General features: G+C 48.0%; 16 protein-coding genes. 2 read left to right on the top strand and 14 right to left on the bottom strand.

Features of this window, described 5'->3' with window-relative positions; genetic code table 11:
- Nucleotides 1-6 precede the first annotated feature (6 nt).
- The 11 genes from asnB to I1H34_RS13310 all read right to left on the bottom strand — a co-directional run bounded on the left by asnB (nucleotide 7) and on the right by I1H34_RS13310 (nucleotide 13,516).
- On the bottom strand, nucleotides 7-1,437 hold the full coding sequence (asnB, locus tag I1H34_RS13360; protein ID WP_249370113.1) for an asparagine synthase B: 1,431 nt from the start codon (nucleotides 1,435-1,437) through the stop codon (nucleotides 7-9).
- 560 nt (nucleotides 1,438-1,997) lie between these two features.
- Nucleotides 1,998-3,545, bottom strand: a complete 1,548-nt coding sequence (locus I1H34_RS13355) for a GMC oxidoreductase (protein WP_212666039.1) — start codon at nucleotides 3,543-3,545, stop codon at nucleotides 1,998-2,000.
- Nucleotides 3,546-3,595: 50 nt separating this feature from the next.
- A complete protein-coding gene (locus I1H34_RS13350; RefSeq protein WP_249370111.1) occupies nucleotides 3,596-4,636 on the bottom strand; it encodes a VOC family protein in 1,041 nt (346 codons plus the stop codon).
- A 174-nt stretch (nucleotides 4,637-4,810) separates the two neighbouring features.
- A complete protein-coding gene (locus I1H34_RS13345; protein WP_212666037.1) occupies nucleotides 4,811-5,209 on the bottom strand; it encodes a DM13 domain-containing protein in 399 nt (132 codons plus the stop codon).
- 132 nt (nucleotides 5,210-5,341) lie between these two features.
- Nucleotides 5,342-6,337: a class 1 fructose-bisphosphatase gene (fbp, locus tag I1H34_RS13340; protein ID WP_212666036.1), complete on the bottom strand. Its 996-nt coding sequence runs from the start codon at nucleotides 6,335-6,337 to the stop codon at nucleotides 5,342-5,344.
- A gap of 12 nt (nucleotides 6,338-6,349) precedes the next feature.
- Nucleotides 6,350-7,900 carry a glucose-6-phosphate dehydrogenase gene (zwf, locus tag I1H34_RS13335; RefSeq protein WP_249370109.1) on the bottom strand — a complete coding sequence of 517 codons (1,551 nt, stop codon included), beginning with the start codon at nucleotides 7,898-7,900 and terminating at the stop codon, nucleotides 6,350-6,352.
- Nucleotides 7,901-7,910: 10 nt separating this feature from the next.
- Complete coding sequence (gene gnd, locus I1H34_RS13330) at nucleotides 7,911-8,882, bottom strand: phosphogluconate dehydrogenase (NAD(+)-dependent, decarboxylating) (protein WP_212666035.1); 972 nt, start codon at nucleotides 8,880-8,882, stop codon at nucleotides 7,911-7,913.
- Between the two features lie 1,076 nt (nucleotides 8,883-9,958).
- Nucleotides 9,959-10,894: an AraC family transcriptional regulator gene (locus I1H34_RS13325; RefSeq protein WP_212666034.1), complete on the bottom strand. Its 936-nt coding sequence runs from the start codon at nucleotides 10,892-10,894 to the stop codon at nucleotides 9,959-9,961.
- 166 nt (nucleotides 10,895-11,060) lie between these two features.
- A complete protein-coding gene (locus I1H34_RS13320; protein WP_212666033.1) occupies nucleotides 11,061-11,897 on the bottom strand; it encodes an AraC family transcriptional regulator in 837 nt (278 codons plus the stop codon).
- 224 nt (nucleotides 11,898-12,121) lie between these two features.
- A complete protein-coding gene (locus tag I1H34_RS13315) occupies nucleotides 12,122-12,658 on the bottom strand; it encodes a DsbA family protein (protein ID WP_212666032.1) in 537 nt (178 codons plus the stop codon).
- 231 nt (nucleotides 12,659-12,889) lie between these two features.
- The gene (locus tag I1H34_RS13310; protein WP_212666031.1) at nucleotides 12,890-13,516 is read right to left on the bottom strand and encodes a response regulator; all 627 of its coding nucleotides are present in this window, start codon (nucleotides 13,514-13,516) and stop codon (nucleotides 12,890-12,892) included.
- A 112-nt stretch (nucleotides 13,517-13,628) separates the two neighbouring features.
- Here I1H34_RS13310 and I1H34_RS13305 point away from each other — a divergent pair, with 112 nt between their 5' ends.
- On the top strand, nucleotides 13,629-14,090 hold the full coding sequence (locus I1H34_RS13305; protein ID WP_249370107.1) for a tetratricopeptide repeat protein: 462 nt from the start codon (nucleotides 13,629-13,631) through the stop codon (nucleotides 14,088-14,090).
- Here I1H34_RS13305 and I1H34_RS13300 read toward each other — a convergent pair.
- Nucleotides 14,080-21,759: a GAF domain-containing protein gene (locus I1H34_RS13300; protein ID WP_212666030.1), complete on the bottom strand. Its 7,680-nt coding sequence runs from the start codon at nucleotides 21,757-21,759 to the stop codon at nucleotides 14,080-14,082. The two genes, I1H34_RS13305 and I1H34_RS13300, sit on opposite strands and share 11 nt — an antisense overlap.
- Nucleotides 21,760-22,004: 245 nt before the next feature.
- Here I1H34_RS13300 and I1H34_RS13295 point away from each other — a divergent pair, with 245 nt between their 5' ends.
- The gene (locus I1H34_RS13295; protein WP_212666029.1) at nucleotides 22,005-22,205 is read left to right on the top strand and encodes a hypothetical protein; all 201 of its coding nucleotides are present in this window, start codon (nucleotides 22,005-22,007) and stop codon (nucleotides 22,203-22,205) included.
- A 198-nt stretch (nucleotides 22,206-22,403) separates the two neighbouring features.
- On the opposite strand, the gene I1H34_RS13290 is transcribed toward I1H34_RS13295, so the two are convergent.
- Both I1H34_RS13290 and crtL read right to left on the bottom strand, forming a co-directional pair.
- Nucleotides 22,404-23,645: a calcium-binding protein gene (locus tag I1H34_RS13290; protein WP_212666028.1), complete on the bottom strand. Its 1,242-nt coding sequence runs from the start codon at nucleotides 23,643-23,645 to the stop codon at nucleotides 22,404-22,406.
- Between the two features lie 412 nt (nucleotides 23,646-24,057).
- Nucleotides 24,058-25,299, bottom strand: a complete 1,242-nt coding sequence (gene crtL / locus I1H34_RS13285; protein ID WP_212666027.1) for a lycopene beta cyclase — start codon at nucleotides 25,297-25,299, stop codon at nucleotides 24,058-24,060.
- Nucleotides 25,300-25,568: the final 269 nt, after the last annotated feature.

The raw sequence follows: 25,568 nt of genomic DNA, 5'->3' as shown, positions 1-25,568 counted from the left end.
CTGAGGTCAATGCAAAGTTCCTTCCCATCGTCCCATAACTTTAGCAGCGTCTGGATGAGGGAAATGCTGGTGGAAGATACCGTAATAGAATAGCTCTTCTTGGGTATTGACCGGAAATCCTTGTATCTTTGCCTCTGCGAGTGCTTGCTCGGTGATCACTGCTTTAGCGTGTTTTTCCAAGACCTCAGAAGAAGCACAGCCTTGAGCAAATTCCATTTTTTCTCGCCAGACAATTTCATGGGGTAGCAAATCTTCAAAAGTCTTACGTAGCAACCATTTTTCAATCCCAAAGGTCGAGAAAAGTTTAAGATGAGGATCAATTTGTAGACATAGCTCAATAAAATCGATATCCAGAAAAGGAACTCGACCTTCTAAACTATGGGCCATCGTCATGCGGTCCACTCGTTGCAAATTCAGGTTATGTAATCCTTCTAGAATAGAGATCGATTCTTGATGCAGTGCCCTAGGGTCATCGTAGTCGGCAAGATAGCTATAGCCAGCAAAGAGTTCGTCAGCCCCCTCTCCAGAAAGGACAACTTTGACATATTGGCTAGCCAATTTAGAAACGATGTAGCAGGGGATGGCACTCCGAACTAAGGCTGGATCATAAGATTCTAGATAGTAGATAACATCGGCAAGCACTGCCTGCATTTCTGCTTCGGAATACACATATTCATGGTGAATGGTTCCCACATGATCAGCGACTAAACGAGCAGCCTTCAAATCAGGCGAATTAGGCAAGCCAACTGAAAATGAGTGTAATTCAGACACATGCTGCTTCATTAACGCTGCAATAATGCTGGAATCCAGTCCCCCACTCAAGAAAACACCAACAGGAACATCAGACATGAGTCGCTTCTGGACGCTTCTAGACAGGGTTTGACGAAGGGCGATCTGGATAGCCTCTTGATCTTTCTGAAACACCGTCACATTTGGAAGGTTGTAGTAAGGAACCAGGCCTGCTTGGGAATGGTAGAAGTGGCTACTGGGAACCTCCTGAATGTGTTCGGCGCAATGAACTAATGCTTTTACTTCCGAGGCAAAGAATTTATGTTCACCCGCTGTAGCGTAATAAAGGGGTTTAATACCCATACGATCCCGGCCTGCTAACCATTGCTGACCATCGCTGACCACGAAACTAAACATCCCATCTAATTGTTGGATGAGATCATTGCCAAAGGTCTGAAATAAGGGGAGAAGAACTTCGCTGTCCGCCTGAGTCTGAAAAGGGTAGGAAGGACAATGGCTATCTTGAAGATCTCGGAAATTGTAAATCTCGCCGTTACAAATGCTGTAGAGTTTTTCCTCTGCCGTTTGCATGGGTTGGTGCCCGCCATCCACATCCATGATGGCAAGACGCTGGTGTCCCAACATCCAGTTGTCGCCTTGGAGGATTCCTTTATCGTCTGGCCCTCGATGCACAATGGTCGATAGCATAGATGAAAGATCGAATTGGGCCGATGAATCAGGGCCAAAAACGCTTAAGATGCCGCACATAGAAATCCTAGTGATTACAGAACAATGTAAGTTGTTGGTTCAATTTCTCTATCAAAGCTTATCGGAGGATGATTTACCTAAATCTGAGGGGTGACTCTTAGACTTGGCTTCAAACCGACTTGTAATCAAATTTATGCTTTTTCCCATGCTGACATAATCGCTACATGTTTAATTCTACCGGTAAGTTCCTTGCAGAGAGCTTTTCTAGCGATTATGTCTCTTGGCTTCTCGGTGAACCTATTCCTCTGGCTGAACTCATCAGTCCCTCAGAACTTTTACTTGAACCGATCCGAGCTGATGCACTGATTCTATTAACTTCTGAGGAGTAAGTATCAACACTGAGTATCCAAGGTTTCTATTGAGAATTTCAGAAAAACTCAGTTCTTGAAATAGTTGATTTTTCATTGAAAGGTCAAGAAAACCTCATTTAATAGTCAATGATACTGAGAATAACGATCTTAGATACTCAGTACTGACACTGTCCAATCATCAACAAATTTCTATAACCTTTGGCTTTTGATATAATCGGCAACCCTGAGGGTCTGGGCAATGATAGTCAGAGTGGGGTTAACCGCTCCTGCTGAGACAAAGAAACTGCCATCAGTCACAAATACATTGTCCAATTCATGGGGCTGGCAATAGGGATCGAGGACGGACTGACTGGCATCTGTCCCCATCTTCATCGTGCCCATGGTGTGTCCAAGGGGGATGCCCACCATGCTGCCTAGATACAAGTCAACAGCGTGAGTACCGGGATGACAACCCGCACAGTCGAGGAAATCAGTGAGCCGTTTCTTGAGCTGATTCGCAGGCTCGACATTATTGGCCTGGTAGTCAAAGACAACTTGGCCTGAACTGTTGTAAGAAATGCCGTTTTCGACTCTGGGTAAGTCTTCACTTTGCAGCCAGAAGTCTAAGGAATGTGAAGCCATTTCCGCATGGGTCATGCCTAGTAGCGGTTCTGGGGACTCTAATTTCATCAGGGCTTCATTAAAGTTACCCAGCATTTGAATCAAACCCATCGGATATTTAAAGTCCTGATCTCCCCAATAGTAATCAGCCAGGGCTAGGGTCTTTTCAAAGGTGGCATCGTTCGGCGTTTTGCTGATGGCAATTAAGGTGGCGTTGTTATGCCCCATAAAGTTGCGACCGACTAGACTTGTCGAGTTGGCAAGGCCGTTGGGGTGATGGGTCTGTTGCGATCGCAAAAACAGCAACGCTGATCCCAAAGCCCCCGCTGCCACAATCACCAGGTCAGCAGCATACTCGATGGCTTCTCCAGCGTCCGTCTTCACAACGACTGTTTCTATTTTGCGGCCAGAAGCATCGGCGACGAGTTGGTCTACAGGGCTATTGGTTTTGAGGGTCACATTGTCATAGGTCAGAGCTGGACGAATGCCCACAATATGGGAATCTGCCTTAATTTCATAGGGATCGGGATAGCCATCGAATTGCGGCCATAAATCCAAGCTACTGGTAGCTCCATCTTCTCCATCATGACCCATACGCATGCCCATGGGAATGGGGAACGGATGCAGTCCCTGATTGGCTAGATCGTCGTTGAGTCGTTGGATTCGTGGTTCATGTTGGAGGGGTTCATAGGGATAGGGGGAACTACGCCGAGGTTCTGTCGGGTCTGCGCCGTCTGCACCGTGAACGTAATACCATTTTTCACCGATGGCATAGTAAGGCTCTAGATCGGCGTAGGAAATAGGCCAAGCTGGGGAAAGGCCATCATAATGTTCAACTTCTTCAAAATCTTTTTCTCGCAGACGAAAGAGGGCAGATCCATAGAACTTGGTATTACCGCCCACATAGTAGTGGGGATGACTGGGTCTAAAAGGCTGGTCCTGGTGATACCAGGTATCATTGGGAGTGTATCGTTTCTCCACCCAGTTCACATGGGGGTCAAAATTGTCCATCTCTCGGGGAACAAATCCCCCTTTCTCTAAAATCAAAATACGTTTCCCTGTGGGAGCTAATGCTCTAGCCATGGTGCCGCCCCCCGCACCCGTACCAATGATGATGATGTCGTAGGTGTTATCCATAGTGCGTCTCCAAAGGATTAGGTATTAGATGTTTGCGGGGCATAAAGGGACTAGAACTGGACAATACGAAGGACATGTCCATCGGGATCTTTGACTAGAAATCCTTTACGGAAGCCCAGTTTGTTTGGGGGCAGGGTGATCACTCCAGGGGAGATGAAGGTTGCTCCTCCCTGACGAAGTTGGTCTGCAGCCTGCTCGATATTTTTAACCTGAATAATGGTGGTCCAATGCCAGAGGTCATCTGCTTTGCTATCGATGGGAATGGGTCGACCATTGGCGGGGGCTAAATAATCTAAAAATTCGACGCCAGGGCCTGTGGGGGCTTTGAGGCCACTAATCAGGAGTCTGGCCCCAAAAACATTGTTGAGGTGTTCCTGTTCTGTCCCGAAGTTTTCGCTTTGGCCTGCGAGTTTGAGACCCAGAAGATTTTCATAAAAATTACGACTGGCTTGGGTATCGGAGGTTGCGATCGCAGTATGATCAATCCCCAAAAACAATTCCTCCGTCGGCTCTTGCCAGCGTGGATCCCCTTTGTCGGGTGGGAAGAAGATAATTTCTAAGTTGTGGCCATCGGGGTCCCGAAAATAAAATGCTTCAATCCCTGCCGCTGCTGGAATAGAGTCTGGGAGTTTTTGGGGACCTGTGGAAGCGTGCTGAACCTTATGTTGCCGCAGGAGCTGATAGGCCGCATCCATGTCCCGCACCACAATCGCCATGTGTTGAAACCAGAGATCGTTACTGCGAGAATCAACAGGAATGGGGCGCCCCCCAGGCGTTAGGTAGTCAATTAGCTCAATGCTTTCCCGCCCCAACTGCAATTGCACAACCCGCATTCGCAAACCAAAGACGCCTTGCAACCGTTCATATTCCGTCCCCGTCACCTCGGTATCTGAGACTTTTTTGAAGGGCAATATTTTTGTATAGAATGCCAAAGCTTGGTCCATATCCGAGACCGTGAGACTAACCCCTTTCACGGCCACTAGATTTTTCTGAGCCGCAGACTGAAGCAATTGAGGGTCTGCTGCAGTCCTTTCTAGAACGGCTTGACCGAGTACTGGAGGGTGGAATCTGGCAGCCTGACTGACCAGCACACCACTTAATAATAAGGATGTATAAAAAACTGATTTTTTAAAAAGCATAGTAGCTGGATCGAGAGCAATAAAGGTTACTCGTTCCAAGAAATTCTAGGATTTATCAGAAATCGGGCCGACTAATAGACCCCAAAATCCGTTGGAACAAGCTGCAAGTAAGGCAATACTGTCTCGTTAGAATTTTGCTTCTGCCAAAGGCACGCCAAACTTTTCGCACCAAATGGTTACTTCATCAAAGTTACTGATATCAAGGGTGGCAGGTAGCCGATAGATTTGCTTGCCATTATCAAGGTTGAGACCTGAAAACGTACTGGTTTCAACAAAAGAATCCTGACTCGAAAAGCCCAAACGGGGATCAGGAGCACCATCAAAGGAGAAGTCTTCACCCAGAACGAGGTAATAGACTTTGCCCTTTTTAACAATCTCAACTTTGCCACTGACGGCATGATCGCTTTCCCCTGTAAAGGTGGCAGATTCAACCACCGTTGCCCCCTCTAAGACATCAGCGGCCCACACTAATGTGGGTGTGAACGTAAGAATGGCAGCGACTGTAATTAAAGATTTCGTAATCATGGTTCAAGTCTCTTTCTTGTGTATCGTGACTGTGAGCTTATGGCTAGGGGCTTAAGTTTTACTGATGGCATTCTGAATGCTAGTTAAGCAATCACCTCATTACCTCTGAGAAACCCAATTCATTAGAGGTGTCTAGGGTGCTTTCCCTTGCTCCAGAAAGGTTTGGTATAGATCAACAGCAGATTGGCTGCCAATCACCAGGGGCGACCGCTGGTGAATAGAGGTCACTTCTAGCTCCATAATTCGAGCTTGGCCGGAGGTCGCCCTCCCCCCTGCTTGTTCCACCAAAAAGGCCAATGGCGCACATTCATACAGCAACCGCAGCTTGCCGTCAGGCTGATCCTCTGTGGGGGGATAAAAATAGAGTCCTCCCTCTAGTAGACAGCGATGGACATCAGCAACGAGGGCACCGCTATAGCGGAGGGTATGGGCTGTATGAGACTTGCGATCGCCCAAGTAATCCGCAAAGTTTTGGATATGGGGATGCCATTCCTGGTAATAGCTCAAGTTGGCACTATAGGTCTTGCCTGTTTCAGGACAGCGAATATTCTCATGGGAGAGGAGGAATTCCCCCAAACTCGGATCAAGGGTAAACCCATCAACCCGGCTGCCAGTGGAATAGACCAACATCGTACTGGTGTCATAGAGGACATAGCCCGCAGCCACCAGTTCTGTACCGGGCTGCAGGGCATCCGCTTCGGTACTGCAATATCCAGTCGTTTGACGGCGATAGATACCAAAGATTGTGCCGACAGCACTGCCTGTATCGGTGTTAGAGGAACCATCTAGAGGATCGGTGCAGAGAATATATTGGGCCTGCTGGCCGCATTCAATCAACTTCACCTGGTCGAGTTCTTCGGATGCGATCGCAGCCACCAAACCGATGTTTGAAAAAGCATCAATCATGATCTGATTGCTAAACACATCGAGCTTTTTTTGAGCATCTCCTGTGGCATTTTTCTCACCGACGAGACCTAAATTGCCCACTAGGGCGGCTCGACTGATTTCCTGGGCCAGCACCTTGGCCGCAAAGCCCATCTGAGTCAACAAGATGGAGATTTCAATCGGCTGCTCAGAGCGTCGATGCTGTTGCCAGAGATGCCCGTTGAAGGTAGTAGGAAGACTCATTTCTTTTTCCAATTAACTGCAAAACTGAGGACTGGTGCTGCGCCATTGACGTCCATCTCGTGCCATCAATTCTGTGGCTGCTTGAGGTCCCCAACTCCCAGCCCCATAGTTCGGAAAATCTCTGCTGGGGAGGGCATTCCACACATCTAAAATCGGCGTAACGACCTGCCAGCCCAACTCCACATTGTCGGATCGTTGGAATAGAGTGGCATCGCCAATCATGCAGTCATACAACAAGGTTTCATACCCAGTGGTTGGGGTGGAATCAAAGTAGTTGGCATAGCAAAAGTCCATATTGACACTGCCCATGCGGACCTTAGGGCCAGGCACTTTGGCCCCAAATTGAAGACTGATGCCTTCATTGGGCTGCAATCGGAGGACTAAAAAGTTATCGGTCAGCTGATCAATGGAAGTCTCCCGAAATAGCAGGGAAGGGACTCGCTTGAACTGAATCGCAATTTCACTGACTCGCTCAGGCAGCCGTTTGCCCGTGCGCAGGTAAAAGGGCACTCCCGCCCATCGCCAGTTATCAATAGTGAGCTTAAGAGCCGCAAAGGTTTCCGTATTCGAGTCTGGAGATACCCGAGATTCTAGTCGATAGGCAGAAACCGGCTGTTCCTTCATCAGACCCTCGCCATATTGTCCGCGGACCGCACAGGTGAGAACCTCTTCTGCCGTGAGGGGCTCGATGGCCTTGAGAACTTTAGATTTCTCATCCCGAACCGCATCTGCCTCAAAAGAGACCGGTGGCTCCATGGCCGTGAGCGCTAAGAGCTGAAACAGATGATTTTGCATCATATCTCGCAGGGCACCTGAACCTTCGTAGTAGCCCCCGCGACTCTCAACCCCCACCTGTTCAGCAACGGTAATCTGTACATGATCAATGTAGCGGTGGTTCCAAACAGGCTCAAATAGGCCGTTACCAAACCGAAACACCAAAATATTCTGAACCGTTTCCTTACCTAAATAATGATCAATCCGGTAGATCTGCGGTTCGGTGAGGACCTGACCAATGACTTGATTTAATGTCTGGGCAGAGGCTAGATCCTGGCCAAAGGGCTTTTCAAAAATAATCCGTCGCCACTGATCAGGGGTTTCCTGAACAAGTCCAGCTGCACCGAGCTGCTGGGTAATCTCCGTAAAAAAGGTCGGGGCCGTGGCGAAATAAAAAAGATAGTTGCCCTGGGTGCCAAAGTCTTGATCGAGCTGCTGTAGTTGTTGAACTAGATGACCATAGGTCTCTGGGGCCTGAAAGTTACCCGCTAGGTAATGAAGCCGGGGCTCCAGCCACTGCCATAAATCTGCTTCCAGTAAATCTGAAGCAAATTTCTGTAAATTCTGGTGAATTTGGGTGCGAAATGCTTCGGTTTGAATTGGGGTGCGGCCAATCCCTAGGATGGCGAAGGAATCCGGTAGGAGTTTGTTCTGGGCTAGGTTATGGAGGGCCGGAATTAACTTCCGTTTGGTTAAGTCTCCAGCCGCTCCAAAAATAACAATGATGCAAGGACCGACTGCTTGAATGGGATCAGTCGCGTTTAAGCTGGGTGCTGTGGCAGTGATCATTAGGGCTTCCTTACTTTTCTACATGACCGCCAAACTTGTAGCGCATGGCCGACAATACTTTTTCGGCGAAGGTATGCTCTTGGCGAGAGCGAAACCGCGTATATAGAGCAGCGGATAGGACATCCGCCGGAACGGCAGATTCGATGGCAGCCATTAAGGTCCACCGTCCTTCACCGGAGTCTTGGACATGGCCAGAATAGCCAGACAAAGCTGGATCCTCAGCTAAAGCCATGGCGGTTAGATCGAGCAACCATGAACCCACCACACTCCCCCGTCGCCAGACCTCGGCAATGTCAGCCGTGTTCAAGTTGTATCGATGGGCAGCAGGCAGTTCATCGGAGTTCGCACTGCGAAAAATATCAAAGCCCTCGGCATAGGCCTGCATCAGCGCATATTCAACGCCGTTATGTACCATCTTGACGAAATGTCCAGCCCCCACGGGACCACAATGCAGATAACCTTCTTCGGCGGTAGCATTGAGCGAGTCTCGGCCGGGGGTAGTTTCGATATCTCCTTTGCCTGGCGCAATGGTTTTCAAAATAGGGTCCAGATGGTCGACGGCCTCCTGGGGTCCCCCAATCATCAAGCAGTAGCCTCTGTCTAATCCCCAAACCCCTCCACTAGTCCCAACATCGACATAGTGAATACCTTGGTTTTGAAGGGTTTGGGCTCGTCTCACATCGTCTTTGTAGTAAGAGTTGCCGCCATCAATAATAATGTCGTCGCGGTCCAGTTTGTCTGCCAGCATCATGATCATCTGCTCAGTCACTTCTCCCGCAGGCACCATCACCCAGATGGTGCGGGGAGGGGTGAGCTTTTGGACTAAATCCTCTAACGAGACAGCTCCGATAGCCCCTTCAGCTTCGAGTTGGGTGACTTTATCTGGCGTACGGTTATAGACCACACAACTATGTCCATAACGCATCAGACGCCGAACAATATTGGCCCCCATTCGACCGAGACCGATCATTCCGATTTCCATCGTTTTCCCCTTAGCTGCGGATTAGAATTAAGCATTAAATGAGCTGTGGAAGCACAGTCTTGAGAAGCTCCTGAATCCCTCTTAGGACATTCGTAGGTACTGGTATTGAGCCCAGCAGGAAGCAACTCCCATCAGGGGAATGGTGAGCAAACTAAGGCAAGGCTCCTTGAAGGGCAATGATCAGGATGTTCAGCCTTAACTCAATGTCGCTGTCAAAAAGAACTTAAAGGAGGTGACATTGGCGCTCTGCTCAGACTTGAAAGTTCCCTCGGACGTGAGCGATTCAGTGAGCACATCCCCATTACCTGGATCATTGAACAGCTGCAGTATGGCCTCCTGAAAAATCGCTGAATTAGAGATATCCTCCTGCATTTCTTCATCACCTGCTAGCCCGTTCAGGTCTTCGCTTTCCTAAGAACAGCGACGAATATAGTCAAACCCCATGGACTGACGACAGCACTTTAGGGATTGCAGGACATTGAGTTATTTAAGAGCTGAAACAGCACTCATGATTGTCTCCTAACGGATGAATAAAAGAAGGCCGCCCTGTCATCTGAGAGATGAATGGATTGCTGCAGTTAATCAGCAAAGGGGGAATAATTCTGTTCTGAGACTAGTTCAAACTGTTGATGCACAAAGTCAATGGCAAGCCTGAAAACCTCTAACCTCTACATCAGACATAAGTAAATTAAATATCAAGAAATAAATAAACGTCACCCTATAATTTCTAACACTAGCGAAAACGTCACTCTATACTTAGCCATAAACAATAAATAAAGTGCTGTTTTTTTACTAATTGTATTGCTGTTGATCACCTCCATAAAATTCTCGATAGCTTTTATGTTTTAGAAATTAACAGAAACATTAGGGGCAAGTATCCGGAGCTATCACCCATTGATGAGATGACACCCGAAGCACTTTGTATATTGGGCTTCACTAGCCAATGAATCGTCGTTCATCAGCTAGTGAAGTTGACCTCTGGGTGTGATGCCAATGACTTTAGAATACAAAGTTAACCGGATAAAGATCTTTTATATTCCTGCAGGTACTATTACGATCTTGCACTCATTCTCAACTCAACGATATTGGTCTCGAAAGGCTTTTGGGGTAACTCCGGTGAGTTGACGAAAATATTTGCTCAAGTGGCTCGGATTGGTAAAACCACACTGTTGAGCAATCATGGCGATGGGGATATTCGATTGCTTCAGCAACCGCTTAGCTTTTTCGATGCGCTGCTTAATGGCGTACTGGTGAGGGGCAATCCCCATAGATTTCTTAAACAGTCGTGAAAAGTAATAACGACTCATGCCTACTTCTTTGGCAAGATCCACTAATTTCAGATTTTGATCCAATTGATCGTTGATATATGCCAATGCCCGACTCAACAGCACTGGGGACAAGCCTTTGTCAGAGGGATCACTGATGCGGGGAACTTGAGCACAATACCGTTTCATCAAATGGATGGATAAGGCGGTGACTAGGGAGTCAACATACAGGTGATCCGCGAGGTCGAGAGTATTGAGTTCTTGCCGTAAGGCCGTGCCAATGTCATAGATCAAACGATCTTGAACAGCAATATTCGGCAGTAATTCAAAGCGATTTACAGTTGTTAAATCATAAGCAGCCGTCTCGAAAAATTGAGGTTCGAGGCTAAGGCTGAGAAACTTTACCCCCTGATGCCACTGACACTGCTGGCGGGTATGGGCTGGAATAATCATAATCTCCCCATTGCCATAGGGTCCCTGAAAGGATAGCTCTCCTAACTGATACTCCACCTCAAATTCTTCATCCAAGGGCGAAAGGATTAATACATGCTGAGTGAACTCATGGGCTGGTGTGGTATGAGCCGGTTGATGGTGTTCTTTAAGAATGAGTCCATCCCACCCAGCTGCCTGACTAGAGAGTTGAGGGCGTTCAGGACAAATTTGGAGAATAGAGTCTGGATCGCCGCAGTTGACGGAGCAGATCGGTGAATCTTCATCAGGAGAGCAAAAATCCTCATTGGGGTTCATGGGAGATTGTTTCTACAAACAATCTTCCTATTGAGCAATAGTCCTTACAGTTTGTGCGTCAAGATAATGAGGTTAAGGGAGAACTTAAGGAATGACCTTAACCTCTTTCCAATTTCCCAGAAAAAAGGTCGGAAAATTTCACCTGATTTCCTGCCCTAGTCTGGCATTAATGAGCATCTTGATAAGCCTTGGGGGTTATGCCAACATGCTGTCGGAAATAGAGTGTTAAATGACTTTGACTATTGAAGCCACAGTCATAGGCAATCTCTACAATCGGTAACTTCTTATCAATGAGCAGCAATCTGGCCTTCTCAATGCGTTGGCGAATAACATATTGGTGGGGGGAGATACTCATCTGCTCCTTAAAAAGATGACAAAAACTGCTCTCACTCATTTGGGCAATATTTGCCAGGGTTGATAGTCGCAGATCTTGCCCGAGGGAATCATGAATATAGTCAAGGGTCTGTCGCAACCACCTCTGAGGTCGAGGAGAGTTACTGATAACAGACTGACAATCCGAGTGGGCTTTGAGGAGATACATTGCTAATACGTTGACCAAGGAATCAATGTAGAGATGATCAATAAATTCCTGGTTGTCAAAGGCGGAGCGCATGGTTAGGGCGAGGGAATGAATCAGTGAATCGGAAATGGCATATTGGCCTTCAAACTGAACGGAGCGACTCAGGGTCCATTCATAGGTGGTTTGGAGAACAAAGCTCGGATGCAAAAAGATTAAAATGTAGTCTGCAGGCATGTCCCAGGCAAGGGTGTGGGAATGGTGAGATGGAATAATACAGAGCTTATCGGCAGAGATTTGGCGATATTTTGATCCACCATCTGTTGGCAGCCACTCGACCTGTGCGGCTGCGTCATTGAGCATTAAACATATTTCGAGTTCATCGTGACGATGTTCCTCATAACAAGTCGGGGGTTCGTTAGCGGCATAAAAGGAGAAGCCTTCCAGTTTATAAAACGGCTGCTCTAATTGCTCTTGAATGCTCATGTAAAGTCTCTGCTGAGTTTGAACGACTGAGAAGGCAATACTCTTGTACAAACCTGAGGCAGGAAAATGGGGAGTTAGACTTAATATGACTGTTTAAGACGTGTACTGAGTTGGTCTCCCAGGCAAAAGTTTCTAGCATTAGTGAAAGAAGTTATGAAGTCTAATCTTCAAATTAATTGAAAAATTATAGAAATTCATTCTTTAAAATAATTCTGAGTCACCGTTTAAGAACTATCTTTAGATTGAGTCAGTGCAGCAATCTCTTTCACCTTAGAAAGGAGGGGTTCTAAGGATTGACTTTTTTGACAGCGAATACTAATCAAGACAGTAGGCGGGGTTTTGACTGCATTAGCAATCCCACTGTCCACATCAGCCTGTACTTGCGCAGTATGGGTATGGCTAGTGAGACCTTTAAGAAAGTGGGGAATATGAAGGCCAATCTCGACCGCATACTCGACCAGTTTGTCATCTTCTAAGCTTGCTGAATGCTGATATAAGAGGTCATGCATCTCCCAAAACTTCCCCTGAGCTGAGGCGGCCTCGGCCGCCTCGGCAGCCTTCCACGCGGGAGTATGGGGTGGGGTTTGGGGAAAGTGTCGATAGACTAAACAGAAGGGATGGGTGGATGTATTCAAAATATTGTTGACTGTTCTGTAGGCTTGGGATGACTGGGAACATTGATAATCTCCATAGATGATGAGAGTCACAACCTCATCGAGAGAACCTTGATAATGATCGCAAGGGCGTAAGGGCGGCGGCATAGACAGTTATTCCGTCCGTTTACAAGAGTGAATTGCCTTCACGAAATAGATTTTACGAAGAGGCAAGGTCATTCGTCGCTTGTCGTCAGACCTGACTTTTTATACCAAATCAGACCAGTAAAAGCGCTAGCCCAGTGTTCAGGAATAGAGCTATAGGGGAGTCATGAGAAATTCCCAACCTTCAGAGGGGGAGCATCCATAACTTTTGGCTAGGTTTACAGAAGGACAACCCTAGTCGAGTCGGGCTAATCCTTTTTTTAAGGCTACAATCACCGCTTGAGTGCGATCTTTGACCCCCAATTTGGAAAGAATGTTGTTGATATGAAACTTGACGGTCCCTTCGGAAATCGTTAGGGCAGCGGCAATTTCTTGGTTGCTGTTCCCCTTGCTCAGGAGTTGCAAAACTTCGAGTTCCCGATCCGTGAGATCGCTATCGTCAATCCGGTCAGCTAGTTTGAGTGCGACTTCTGAAGGAATGTAGCGTTTGCCACCATGAACAGTGCGGATAGCATGGATCAGTTCTGTGGCTGTGGTGTCTTTGAGAATATAACCCCGTGCTCCGGCCTGAAGTCCCCGATAGATGTCTTCGTCCGTATCGTAGGTTGTGAGAATGATGATCTGGGCTTTGGAGGTTTTGGCTCGAATGCGGGCAATCGCTTCGACCCCTTCGAGATGGGGCATCCGCAGATCCATAAGGGTGATATCAGGCTGATGCTTCTGGTATTGGTCAATGGCTTCTAAACCGTTTTCGGCTTCGGCAATCACATCCATATCCTCGGCCTGACTGAGGATAGCAATAATGCCATGGCGGACAACAGGGTGATCTTCAACGACAAGGAGACGGATGAGTGGAGACATATTTGCTTATTTGGGGTTGGCTCAGGCTATTTTCAGGTTGCTGCTCCATGATTAACCATACAACTCCGCTACAATGCCGAGTTGATTTTGAGAGATATTGGCGAATCGGAAAATGTTGAAATCAAACAAACTATTCGGTTTAGGGATGGTGCTGCTGCTGACTTTAGGCCCCAAGACGGCTATCGCATTGGAGGACAATCTTGCCGGTTTAATTCGTCAAGGGCAGGCTCATCTACAACAGCGAAATTATCAAGCTGCGATCGCAACCTTCACCCAAGCAATTCTTCTCGATCCAGATAGTGCCGCTCCCTACTTCCATCGGGGAAAAGTGCGGTTTGAGCTGGAGGATGACTTCGGGGCGCTAGAAGATTTTGATGATGCGGTGCAGCGAGACTCCCGATTCGCAGAAGCCTATCTGTATCGGGGAAGTGTCAGGCTCTCTTTGGGAGATCAAACGAATGGGTTGGTCGATCTGAGACGGGCCGCAGGGCTGTTTGCCAAACAGGGCAATCAGCAAGAATATCAACGAACTGTGCGGTTAATTCGACATTTCAATCCAAACTTTACCCCTTAAGCTGGGTGGGCAGAGTCACTTCAATAGAGGTTCCTTTACCCGGCTGGCTCATAATCTGGACTTGGCCTTTGTAACGGGCCGTTCGTTCATGAATGCCCACTAGTCCAAATCCCGTTATATCAGCCGCATCTTGGGGTTCAAAGCCCACACCATCATCCACGATACCAAGACTAACCTGTTGGTCTGTAAAGGTCAGAGTAACAGTGAGGGTTTGGGCCTGGGCATGGCGGAGGGCGTTGGTAATGGCCTCTTGCCCAATACGAAGGAGATTGAGCTGTAGCCCCTCCTCAAGAAGAGTAGGAGTCCCTTGAAGTTGGAATTCAGTCTGTAGGGATGTATTGAGGGTCATCTGGGTGAGACTTTTCTGGAGAGCCCTGACTAGGGATTCGGTCTCCAAGGCTTGGGAGCGCAGGGCATGAACGGAACGACGAGCTTCAGATAGGCCCTGACGGGTTAAGTCACGGGCCTGGTCTAGGTAGCTCTTTGCGGTTTCGGGCTGTTGGACCAAGATATTTTTGGCAGCTTCGAGCTGGAGAGAGATGCCCGTGAAGGCCTGGGCTAGGGTATCGTGAATTTCGCGGGCGAGGCGATTACGCTCATCGGTGAGGGCATTGGTCCGAGCCTGTTCAGCAAGGCGGGTGAGGTGAATGGCGAGGGTGGCTTGGTTGGTGAGGGCTTGGACAAATTCAAGCTGTTCAGTGCTGAGGATGGTGCGATCGCAAAAGGCAAATCCAATAAATCCTATGGGTTGGTTGCCAATTTTCATGCAGGCACAGGTGGCGGATTGATGCCCTCGGGCATCGTGCCACTTTTGGGTTGTCGGCCAGAGAAATTCTGCTGCTTCAGGATTTTGATCGTCTAAAGTAAAGGGCTTGCCGGATTTGATAAGAATTTGCCAAGCCGCTGTGATATCAGCAGGAATATCTGTGTAGAAGAGTTCAGGGTCACCAGGGGCATTTCCTAAGTAAACGGTATCGCTTTGGACTGCAAGTTGCGATCGCAACGTATGAGTCTCGGCATCATACAAAAATAGGTGGGTATCATCTGCCCCAATTTGCTCAATAATTTGGGTCAAAATTTGACCTAGAAATTCGTTGAGTTCTGGAGTTGTTGTCAGTACATCTAGCGTTTTTGAAATAGCCTCATTGGTCTTAGCTAACTCAACCGCTCGTTCTCGAGCAGCATGTTCTTGTTCCTGTGCAATAGCAGCTTGTTTGGCTTTTTCCGCCAGACGAGTCAGGTGAATGGAGAGGGTCGCTTGGTTGGTCAGGGATTGAATAAACTCTAGTTGTTCGTTGCTGAGGACGGCAACGTGGCGGAAGGCAAAACCGATAAAACCAATGGGTTTTCCTCCCACCTTCATGCAGGCGCAGGTAGAGGAAATATGTCCTTCCGCCTGATGCCAGGGAATAGATTCCGGCCAATAGGCTTCTGCAGCTTCAGGGTGGCGCTCATCTAGCGTAAAGGGTTTAGGAGAGTTGACTATCATCTCCCAAGCGTTGGAAATCTTGGACGGAACAGGACGGCGAAACATGTCTGGATCGGTTGGAGCCGCGCCTTGATAAACCTGCCCATCCTGAACAGCCATATATTGATTCAATGTATCTGACTCTTCGTCATACAAAAATAGATGAGCTTTGCAGGCCTCAACTTGATTGATCATTTGAGTTAAGATTTGCCCTAAAAATTCACCTAGCTCAGGTGTTTCGGTGAGAGCGACAAGGGCTCGACCAATCGCCTCATTTGTCTTTGCCAGCTCTGCTGCCCGCTCTCTTGCTGCTTTTTCTTTTTCCGCAAGAATAGCTTGTTCTGATCTGCGCAATGCTTCATCTTGAGACTGCCGTGCAATTGCCGCTGCAATACTTTCTGCCGCCACCCGCAAAATCGCAATATCTGCCTCATCATAAAGCCGAGATTCACCATAGTTATCAAAGTTAAAAAAGCCCCAAAGTTTTTGTTCTACAGCAATGGGGACAAAGCACTGTGCTAAAAGGCCAAGGGTTGATAAGGAACTTCGATCAGGTTCAGGTAAATCAGCGATGCAGGTATTAACAACTTGCCCCATTCTTAAAGCTTCGTAAATAAAAGGGGTATGTTCCCAGTAAAAAATTTTGTCTGTGTAAGTGCAATGGTGGTCCCAATGGTATGCTCTAGCAGGATGTCTCCATTCCCATGCTAATTTGATGCTGGCAACTGATTGATGAGAGTTTGGGTCCATTACATCCTGGCCGATACCACAGCGATCGCACTCCACCGCCTCACCCAACAGCCGCACCACCTCCGGCAACACTTTTGTATAGTCTGCTGAACGCAGCAATAGATTCGCTGCTTCAGCAACTGCCCCCAATAGCTTTGCCCGTTCCTGAGCTGCCTGATCACGTCGGGCCATCTCTTGATAAATGGCTCTGCCAATACAGTTTGCAGCTGTTTGAAACACTGCAAGTTCTGATTGGCTGATCCGTTTAGCCTCCCGGCAGTGATTTATACCGACCAACCCCCATGCCTTGCCGTTCACAAACACTGGAACAGAGTACATAGATTTAACACCCAGAGACTGTTGGTAACTACGCATCGGCTCTGTTAATTCATCAACGATGCCACCAATCCATTGCCTATCGCCTATCTGCTCCAGGGTCTCCTTAAATCTCTCAACCGGAACTTTTGCAATTTGAGGGATATTAATGTGGTGTTCCAGCCCCTCTGAGCACCACTCATGGGTTAAGCAAGCAAAGCCAAGTTCGTCAGCAGAGCCGTTTGGTTTTGCCATCCCCTGCATAACAAAAACGCGATCGCATTCCAGATTCTCACCGATGGTCTGTAAAGCTGCGTTGACACTCACAGATACATCAGTACCAGACAGAAGCACATTGGCAGCAGTAGTTGTCGTTTCTAACCAGCGTTCACGGGTCTGGAGAACTTGGTTCGTAGCTTCCAATTCATCTGCACGGGCCGCCCGTTCTCGCTCAATCAACGCAGTCCGCTCTGCGGCTTCACGATCTTGACGGCTGCGATCACGCTCCAAAGCACCCCCCACTGCAGTTGCTGCGGTTTCTAAGACTGCAATTTCTGCATCGCTCCAGATCCGCTCTTCAACACAATCATCGAGTCCTAATAATCCCCACCATTCACCATCAACCCAAATGGGAACCCCTACAAGGGAAAGGGCCTGTCCGGGCTGTCGTTCTGCTGGGCTGATACTGTCCAACTCACTAGCGAGGAATTGAGTTGCCCGTCCTGCTTTGAGGGGAGCGGTTAGATGCTCAGGGAAGTGATGAATGGGAACCGGGAATCGAGCCCCAACCTCCATTTTGGTAGGGATATGGGGTGCATCCCACTCCAGCATCAGGTTGAATAGCAATTTGCCAGTTTGCTCGTCCTGGGAATTCCGCAGAATATAGGCCCGACACTGGCCGGTCCCCTCGCCCAAGATTTGCAGCATCGTGGGCAGCGCTGTATCCAGGTCTTCATTAGCAACCAAGGACTGGGCAGCAGCATTGACACTATTGAGAAGCCGATCTCGCTGTTGAAGCTGTTGGTTATGGGTTTCTAGGGTTGTGGCCCTTCTCTGAGCTGCCTGTTGCCGTTCTTGCTGTAAGAGAGCATCGCGTTCGGCCTGTTCGCGATCACATCTCATCTGTTCTCGATGAATGGCACCACCAATACAGGTAGCGGCAGTATTAAATACAGCTAACTCAGCAGGAGCAAGCTGCCGTGAACTACGACAATAGTCCATAAACATCACGCCCCAGAACTCCGTCTCAATAAAAATAGGGACAGCATAGGCGGATAGAGTGCCTAGGCTCCGCATTTTGGTGCGAAAAGGGTCGGATTGCTCTTCAATAGGACCACCGACGGGTTGACCCATCATCAAATGGCGCGTCCAGTCGGCAAAGTCACTGGCAGGCATTTGATAAAGTTCGAGATGATCGATTTGGGCAGTAGTTCCCGCTGCATCCCATTCATAAAGGATTTGGAAAGAACCAAGTTCGGTGGCATCAGGAACATGGCGCATAACGCCTAAGCGATCGCTCTCTAAATTAGTACCCAGGGTTTGGAGGGCCGTGTTGACCCCCCTCGAAATATCGGCAGTAGACAAAAGCTGATTGGTGGCGGCGGCTGTGGTCTGTAACCAGCGATCGCGAGTTGTTAGCACTTGGTTTGCAGCTTCTAGCTCAGCCGCACGGGCTGCACGTTCACCCTCAATCAAGGCAGTGCGTTCGGCAGCTTCACGAGCTTTGCGAATCTGGTCCCGTTGAATAGCACTGGCAAAACAACTTGCAATAGTTTGAAAAACAGCAATCTCTGTTTTAGTTAACAGCTTCTTCTTTCGGCAGTGGTCAATACCAACTAGTCCCCAAAACTGACTATCAATAAAGATGGGGACTGAATAGGTAGACTGGACACCAATCTCCTTTTGACTGCTGCGGAAAGGCTCAGGAAAATCTTCAATATCGCCACCGTACCATTGTCCATCCAGTAGAGTTTTAAAGTGCTGGTCACCAATTAGATGGCAAGGAATGGCTGACAGTTCTGCATTCTCACTTTGAACGGGCTGACTAGGATGAATCCACTCTTCAAAAAACCCTAAAACTTTCTGACTGTCCTGCTCACAAACATACATAATGCCAATACGGTCAACACCTATACTTTCACCAATTTCTTGTAAAGCTGGTTTGACCGCACTTTTTAGATCATTCTCTGAGAGTAGTTTTTCTGTCGCTGCAGCCGTTGTACTGAGCCAGCGATCTCGCAGGGAAAGAATTTCGTTATTCTTTTTCAACTCTGCTGCACGGGCTTGGGTTGCCGCTTCTCTTTCTTTGCGGTTGCGATCGCGATCAATGGCATTGCCAATGCAGTCTGCAACCGTTTGCAAAGCTGCTAACTCTGCTAAGCTTCTCTGCCGTTGCTGGCGACAGTCGCCAAATACCACTGTGCCCCAATACTGATCATGCAAGAGGATGGGAACTGCATGCAAAGTTTGGACACCTACCGTTGCCATATTGCTGCGAAAGGGTTCAAGCATCTGAGCTGTGGTTAAGCTAAAGCCTTCGCCCCGCTGATGCATTTCATAAAGCAGCTCAGCCCCGGCATAGCTTCCCTGCATGGGCTCTGGATAAAAGATTTGGGCGACAGGGGTAATCCCAGGGGCATGCCATTCATGAATTAGTCGCCAATGTCCTGGTTCAGCCTCGGTGATATACGCAAGATGTTGAGCAAGTCCCACCCGATCGGTGCCCACTGCTTCCCCAATAATTTGCAAGGCTCGATTAAAAGCCCCTTCAAAGTCGTCATCGGTTAGTAAAACATTCGCGGCTGCTGCTGTTGCTTCCAATATGCGATCGCGGCTTGCCAGTTCCAGATTATGCGTCTCCAACTCAGCCCCACGAGCCTGAGAAGCAGCCTCTCTTTCCTTGCGAGTATGATCACGCTCAATCGCATTGCCAATACAATTCGCTAATGTTTTCAATGCTTCAAGTTCAGCTTCGCTGCGTCGTGTCAGATGACGGCAATCGTCTAACGCAATAATGCCCCAATAATCACCCTCCACCATAATCGGTATAGAGTAAGTCGATTGGACTCCTAACTCTTTCTGACCCGTGCGAAACGGATCTGGCAGCTCATCAACAATTCCTCCAAAAATTTTGCCTCGGCTTAATGCTTCATAGATCAACTCCAGTCCTTCATTGCTAATTTTTACCAATTCAGGATGTTCTGTCTGCAGGTTTGTTCCTTCAGCCACCCATTCATATAAGAACTGGATGTAGTTTGGTTCTTGAGCCAATACGGTATCCACATGCTTTCCGAGCAAAACTCGATCCAGTTCTAAACCGTTGCCTACGATTGCCAAAGCAGTATGGACAGCAGTATTAAAATCTTCGTCCGTCAGCATGACATTGGCGGCAGTAGCCGTGGTTTCCAAGATGCGATCACGTTCAGCTAACTCCGTCAGTCGGGCTGCAGCAGTCGCTTCTTTTTCCTGGCGTTCTCGCTCACGCTCAATGGCATTACCAATACAATTCGCCAGCGTTATTAGAGCCTCAAGTTCTGCCTCACTCCGCCGTGTTAGATGATGGCAATCGTCAAAACCAATCAGGCCCCAATACCTACCATCAACTCGAATGGGGACTGCGTAGGTAGACTGTACGCCTAGAGCAAGTTGACTGCTACGAAAGGGCTCAGGGAGTTCTTCTACAATGCCACCAAAGACTTCACCCCTATGCAACGTCTCCAGCATAAACTCTATGCCTGCATCGCTAATTCTAGAGAACTCAGGATGCTCCGATTGGAGTATAGTTTGGGCCGAGGTCCATTCATAGTCGCTCATGTCGTGGTAGCTAACATCTTGTGGTGAAGTTGCTTCGAAATATTGTCCTAAGTTAATGCGATCGACCTCTAAACCTTCCCCTACGATTTGAAGCGCGGCTTTAACGGCTTGGTCGAAATCGTCCTCGGTAAGCATGACATTGGCAGCGGCAGCCGTTGCTTCCAAGATGCGATCTCGTTCTGCCAACTCAGCAACACGAGCTTGGGCAGCAGTCTCTTTCTCCTTGCGGGCGTTGTCACGCTCAATGGCACTGCCTATACAAGCAGCTGCAGTTTCTAAAACGGCTATTTCTGCATCACTCCACTCACGCTCTGTTGTGCAGTCGTCAAATCCCAATACCCCCCACCATTGGCTAGCAACTGTGATCGGCACGGCAAGCAAGGACAACGTTTGGCCTTCTTCATTGATGTGCTGAGCTTTACCTTGCAAATCGCTGGTTAAAAGCTGAGTTACTTGTCCAGAGCGTAAAGAATTGTTTATACTTGGCGGGAAAGAAGCCATCGCAATGGGCCATTCAGTGGCCGTTACTGCACAAGTTGGAATTCCTGTATTTACCCATTCGTAGGGAATATCCCAAAACACCTGATCTGGCCCTTGGGGAAATACATTCTCAAATACATATACTCGATCCTGATGCGCCCCCTCACCCAAAATTCGTAACGCCTCTGGAATCGCCTGCTTTAGCTCGCTCGTTGTAACTAAGCGCTGTGTTGCCGCGTTTACGCTTTTGAGCAAAGCATCTTGCCGCTCTAGTTCTGCTAGGTTATTCTGCCGCTCTAGTGCCCCTGCAAAGCTCGCTGCTGCCGTCTCCAGTACTGCAATTTCTACCTTGCTCCACATCCGTTCGGTGGTGCAGTCATCAAAGCCAAAGTTTCCCCAATAGTCACCCTCTACAAAAATTGGAACAGTGAGTACTGACAGTGCTTGTTCCTGTATCTGTTTGTCCTGTCCTACCTCTGACATTTCCCGTGCGAGCTTTTGTACAGGTTGGCCTGCCTTCAATTCAGACAGCCAATCGCTGTACCCATCAATTTCGTCGTAAAACAGCGGAAATTGATTCAGGAGCTCACTCGCTTTAACCACCCCTGTTACTGTCCATTCATAAGGACAAGACGCAAATTCTCTGTGGGTCCCCAGCTCTGAGTGGTTCCGATAGATAAAGATGCGATCTATTTCAGTCGCGATTGCGATCGCTTCCAGGGCTCCATTAACTGCCGTATCAAAATCTGCGATCGCTAATAGTTGCCTTGTGGCCTCAGCGACCCCTGCTAGCAGCCGCTCCTGCTTCGGTAAATCAGATCTGAGCAAACTCTGATGCCCGTCTGAACGAACTTCAGTAGTCATATCAACTGACCTCTTCTGACTGGCATTCTCAAATGCTACTGTAGACTCCCCCAATTGCTCCTAGCCCACAGATAAAGTAAAGAATCTCCAGCCAATGAGTAATCAGTTGTCCCAACGATAATTTTCAGCTTTCTCATCAAAAATCTGGAAAGCGTTCAGAATTATTGCTGAAGACCTCAATCATGCATCAGGGTTGTCTCAGAAAGGAGCCTTATTTTAGAGATGTTGCCTGCTCCAAAGGAACCATGCCAGACATTAAACAGACTCTTATTCCTCTTTCCTGCCTTGCCGCTCTGGGTTTCTCCCTCAGTTCCTTTATTCTTAATGCTGATTTTCTAGAGCCCCCCTCCCAATATCAAGGATCAGTTTCTGTTGCCCATTCTGCGACTAAAACATTTGCAGTTCAGGACAATACCAGCAATGCTCCGATTTCTATTGCACCCTAATCACTGAAGCCTCAAGCCAATCAGCATCACTGACAACAAAGCTGGGGGATGGATCAGAATAGCAATGCTATTGCTGTGATACGTTTTCTGGGTAAATCCTACATCCCTTCTAGAAAAAGCCCCAAGCCCAATACCTCATATCAATAGTAGGCATGGGCTCAGGTTTTCTCAGGAATCTAAGATGGCCAGATAGATACCTTAAGAAATGACAGCAGAGTTACCTCGAACCAGCACATCCAGGTTTAGACCAGCATCCAATGTGGCGACTTCAGTGCCATCCACAGCCACAAAACCGGTTGCGCTATCGTAGCTGGCATCTATACTACCGACAATGACCAGGGCATCGCTACCCGATTCAAAATCAAGCACCACATCGAGATCACCGATGCCAAATTGGTCAGCAAAAAACTCAAAAATATCAGCCCCTGCCCCTCCAATCAACACATCAGACCCTTCGTTACCAACAACCACATCATCACCCTCACCGCCCCGGACAATATCGTCACCGATGCCCCCAAACAAGAAATCAGTTCCTTCAGCTCCCATGATGTTGTCATCGCCACCATTGGCCATAAAGATATCGACTTCATCGCCACCCGCAGCAACATCGTTACTATCTCCAAACACGAAAATATTAGTAGTGTCCTCTTGACCCACCGCAAAAACGCCACCCCCATCTTGAGGGGCATCAAAGAATTGTGCCCCTTCAAAATTACTGATAAATAGGGGAACGGTGCTCCCAGGTGCCAGACTAGGCGATGCATCCACAATGGATAGCACCTCATATTCCCCTTCACTATCCAATGCGTCTGCCCTTAGCTGCTCGTCTGTCTCTTCGGGAACTGTAGCGGCACCAAAGCCAGAAACATCTGCACCCGCATCAAAGACGACGGAAGAATTAGCCCGCGTCAACACCTCTAGTTCTAACCCTGCATCTAGAACAGCTGCTGTCGTTCCATCCACTGTTAGAAAACCAGTCGAGTTATCGTAGTTAATATCTGTACTACCAACAATCACCACAGCGTCTTCGCCCGACTCAAAATCCAAGATGATATCTAGATCACCAGGCAGGATCTGATCTGCAAAATACTCATAGATATCGCTTCCACTGCCGCTGATTAAGATATCTGAGCCTTCATTACCAACAACCACATCATCTCCTTCTCCGCCCCGGACAATATCATCGCCAAATCCTCCAAACAAGAAATCAGTCCCTTCAGCTCCCATGATGTTGTCGTCGCCGCCATTGGCCATAAAAATATCAACTTCATCACCACCTACAGCAACATCATTAGTGTCATCAAACACAAAAAGATTGGTAGTATCTTCCTGCCCAACAGCAAAAGCTCCACCGCCATCTTGTGGACTACCAAAAAACTCAGCCCCTTCAAATTCACTAATAAATAAAGGGTCGGTACTACCAGGTAATAATAAGGACATTTTTAGATCTCCATAGTGACTCAATTGAGTCAGGTTCAAGACCCAGACTATTTTCAAAAGATAAGTAGCAGCTGAGGAATAAATTAGTTAACCATGTTTAAAAATGAGAACTAAAAGCAATGTTCCAGGAAGAACTAAAACACCATAAAACAGCTTTTAATTAGTTAAATATGTTGCAAGAAATTGGCATAAAAATTTTCTCAAAAGTGATGCCAATTCTTTCTGAAATATAATTCATCAAAAAATAATCCTTTTAAGTCTAGTACTTCACCACAGTGATTACGAAGAGTTAACTGACAGAGAAGTACCTAAGGATCAAAGATTTTATCTTCATCAGACGTCTAGGATCATTGGGGTGAAGCACTAGCAACTTATCTTACTAATGTGGAAGTAACCGCTAGTGGCAATTTTGCTATTTGGAGGTGATAGATTGCCAGAGGAGATTGCTTTCCCTACCGGGAAATTGAAGCAAACCCCAGCGCAGGGAATTGGGTGCAATGGCAAATAAGCGCACCATCACTGCTACCAATGCTGGTGTCGATAGCGTATCGGCCAGAAATCCCGACCATTGACCTCGGGGCAGACTAAAGAAAGTATCGAAATGCTGTTTTAACAGCACCTCATCAAACCGCATTAACTTTTCTAAGCCAAACCGATAGAGATAGTACTTGCGCAGGCGATCTCGATTCCATAGCTCCTGCCATGCCGCCTGAGCGATCACGGTTGGTCCAGCTTGAGTATCCTGGAGTTTAGTGGCAATAGCTGCAGCCAAACTAGGCCCACGGCGCAGCAGCGCCCCGACCATATACCCCGAAGCGGGATGTACCATGCTCGCAGCACCACCAAAGGCCACCACGGGTTGATGGAGATCCGGCAGGGGAAGTGTCATCGGAAAGATGCAGCGTTCCACCTCATGGATCGCAGTCACCTGAACTCCGCGGGCGGCTAATCGTTGGTGCAAGCGTCGCTCTAGTAGTTCAAAGCTGACGGCAGGTGCCATCGCCAGGGATGTCTCTTCCACAAAATAGACATCATTACCAAAATCCATCCCATAGAGAAAGGTCGGCGGCTCGGTGGCGCGTTCAGTGGCCGATAAATGCTCGCTGCGAAAATCCTGAAGCACGAATTGTTGTGGATTGACGGGGGGTGCGGAAAAATGACCGACGATACCATAGGCCGTTTGAAATGCTACTGCCTCCTGCTGTTGCCGCTTGATAAACATCGGATTGTGGCCGCTGGCATCAATCACCACCCTGGCATGTATGGTTTCACCTGCCGCAGTCGTGACGATCGAGCGTTTGTGATCGTGCTCGATATTTATGGCCTTACCTTGCTGCCATTCCACGCCCCCGGTTTCGCATTGGGCCAGCAGATGGTTTTGCAGCTTGACTTTATCGAATAAACCGTAGGCGCGACCGTGGTTGACTTCCCCTTTACCAAAATAGGAGACACAGTTTTCCCAACAATGCCCTAATAATTCCGTCAATCCCAGAGCTTCGAGTTCATCGCGCCAGATACCGTAGGTATTCGGCCAGACTTGCCGCAGCGGACTAGCAGTTAGGCCGCCAACCTTGATGCCTTGCTCGGCCAAAGCCGCCGCAATAATCATCCCAGCGGGGCCTGCCCCAATGACCAGCGCATCAAAATCCAACATAGCAGCGTTCTTTTAGATAACACCTAAGGGAGCACCCATCCCCGGTTCGCACTTTAACACGCGATCGAATACGGATAGAATAACCCTCGATTGCTCTATTGCATTGGCGTAGCTTATTTTCAGGGTAGACATGAGTTTATTTCGAGCATCATCCATATTCATTTGCCCATCACTGCCGTGAATTCTAGAAAATCTACAACCTTGTATTGCCTTTTGTGATGAATCAAACAGCCATAAAGCCCTAAAACATTTTTTACAAGGACTTAACT

This window comes from Acaryochloris marina S15 (assembly GCF_018336915.1).
GTDB lineage: Bacteria > Cyanobacteriota > Cyanobacteriia > Thermosynechococcales > Thermosynechococcaceae > Acaryochloris > Acaryochloris marina_A.
Note: the sequence above shows the minus strand (reverse complement) of the source record. Positions and strands in the feature narration are given on the sequence as shown.

What these genes read in the sequence shown, in the direction of transcription:
- I1H34_RS13295 (WP_212666029.1), top strand. Translation starts at nt 22,005, where the DNA reads ATGCCAGACATTAAACAGACTCTTATTCCTCTTTCCTGCCTTGCCGCT.
- I1H34_RS13320 (WP_212666033.1), bottom strand. Translation starts at nt 11,897, where the DNA reads ATGAGCATTCAAGAGCAATTAGAGCAGCCGTTTTATAAACTGGAAGGC.
- I1H34_RS13300 (WP_212666030.1), bottom strand. Translation starts at nt 21,759, where the DNA reads ATGACTACTGAAGTTCGTTCAGACGGGCATCAGAGTTTGCTCAGATCT.
- asnB (WP_249370113.1), bottom strand. Translation starts at nt 1,437, where the DNA reads ATGCTATCGACCATTGTGCATCGAGGGCCAGACGATAAAGGAATCCTC.
- I1H34_RS13310 (WP_212666031.1), bottom strand. Translation starts at nt 13,516, where the DNA reads ATGTCTCCACTCATCCGTCTCCTTGTCGTTGAAGATCACCCTGTTGTC.
- zwf (WP_249370109.1), bottom strand. Translation starts at nt 7,900, where the DNA reads ATGATCACTGCCACAGCACCCAGCTTAAACGCGACTGATCCCATTCAA.
- I1H34_RS13325 (WP_212666034.1), bottom strand. Translation starts at nt 10,894, where the DNA reads ATGAACCCCAATGAGGATTTTTGCTCTCCTGATGAAGATTCACCGATC.
- I1H34_RS13315 (WP_212666032.1), bottom strand. Translation starts at nt 12,658, where the DNA reads ATGCCGCCGCCCTTACGCCCTTGCGATCATTATCAAGGTTCTCTCGAT.
- I1H34_RS13345 (WP_212666037.1), bottom strand. Translation starts at nt 5,209, where the DNA reads ATGATTACGAAATCTTTAATTACAGTCGCTGCCATTCTTACGTTCACA.
- I1H34_RS13305 (WP_249370107.1), top strand. Translation starts at nt 13,629, where the DNA reads ATGTTGAAATCAAACAAACTATTCGGTTTAGGGATGGTGCTGCTGCTG.
- fbp (WP_212666036.1), bottom strand. Translation starts at nt 6,337, where the DNA reads ATGAGTCTTCCTACTACCTTCAACGGGCATCTCTGGCAACAGCATCGA.
- I1H34_RS13290 (WP_212666028.1), bottom strand. Translation starts at nt 23,645, where the DNA reads ATGTCCTTATTATTACCTGGTAGTACCGACCCTTTATTTATTAGTGAA.
- crtL (WP_212666027.1), bottom strand. Translation starts at nt 25,299, where the DNA reads ATGTTGGATTTTGATGCGCTGGTCATTGGGGCAGGCCCCGCTGGGATG.
- gnd (WP_212666035.1), bottom strand. Translation starts at nt 8,882, where the DNA reads ATGGAAATCGGAATGATCGGTCTCGGTCGAATGGGGGCCAATATTGTT.
- I1H34_RS13355 (WP_212666039.1), bottom strand. Translation starts at nt 3,545, where the DNA reads ATGGATAACACCTACGACATCATCATCATTGGTACGGGTGCGGGGGGC.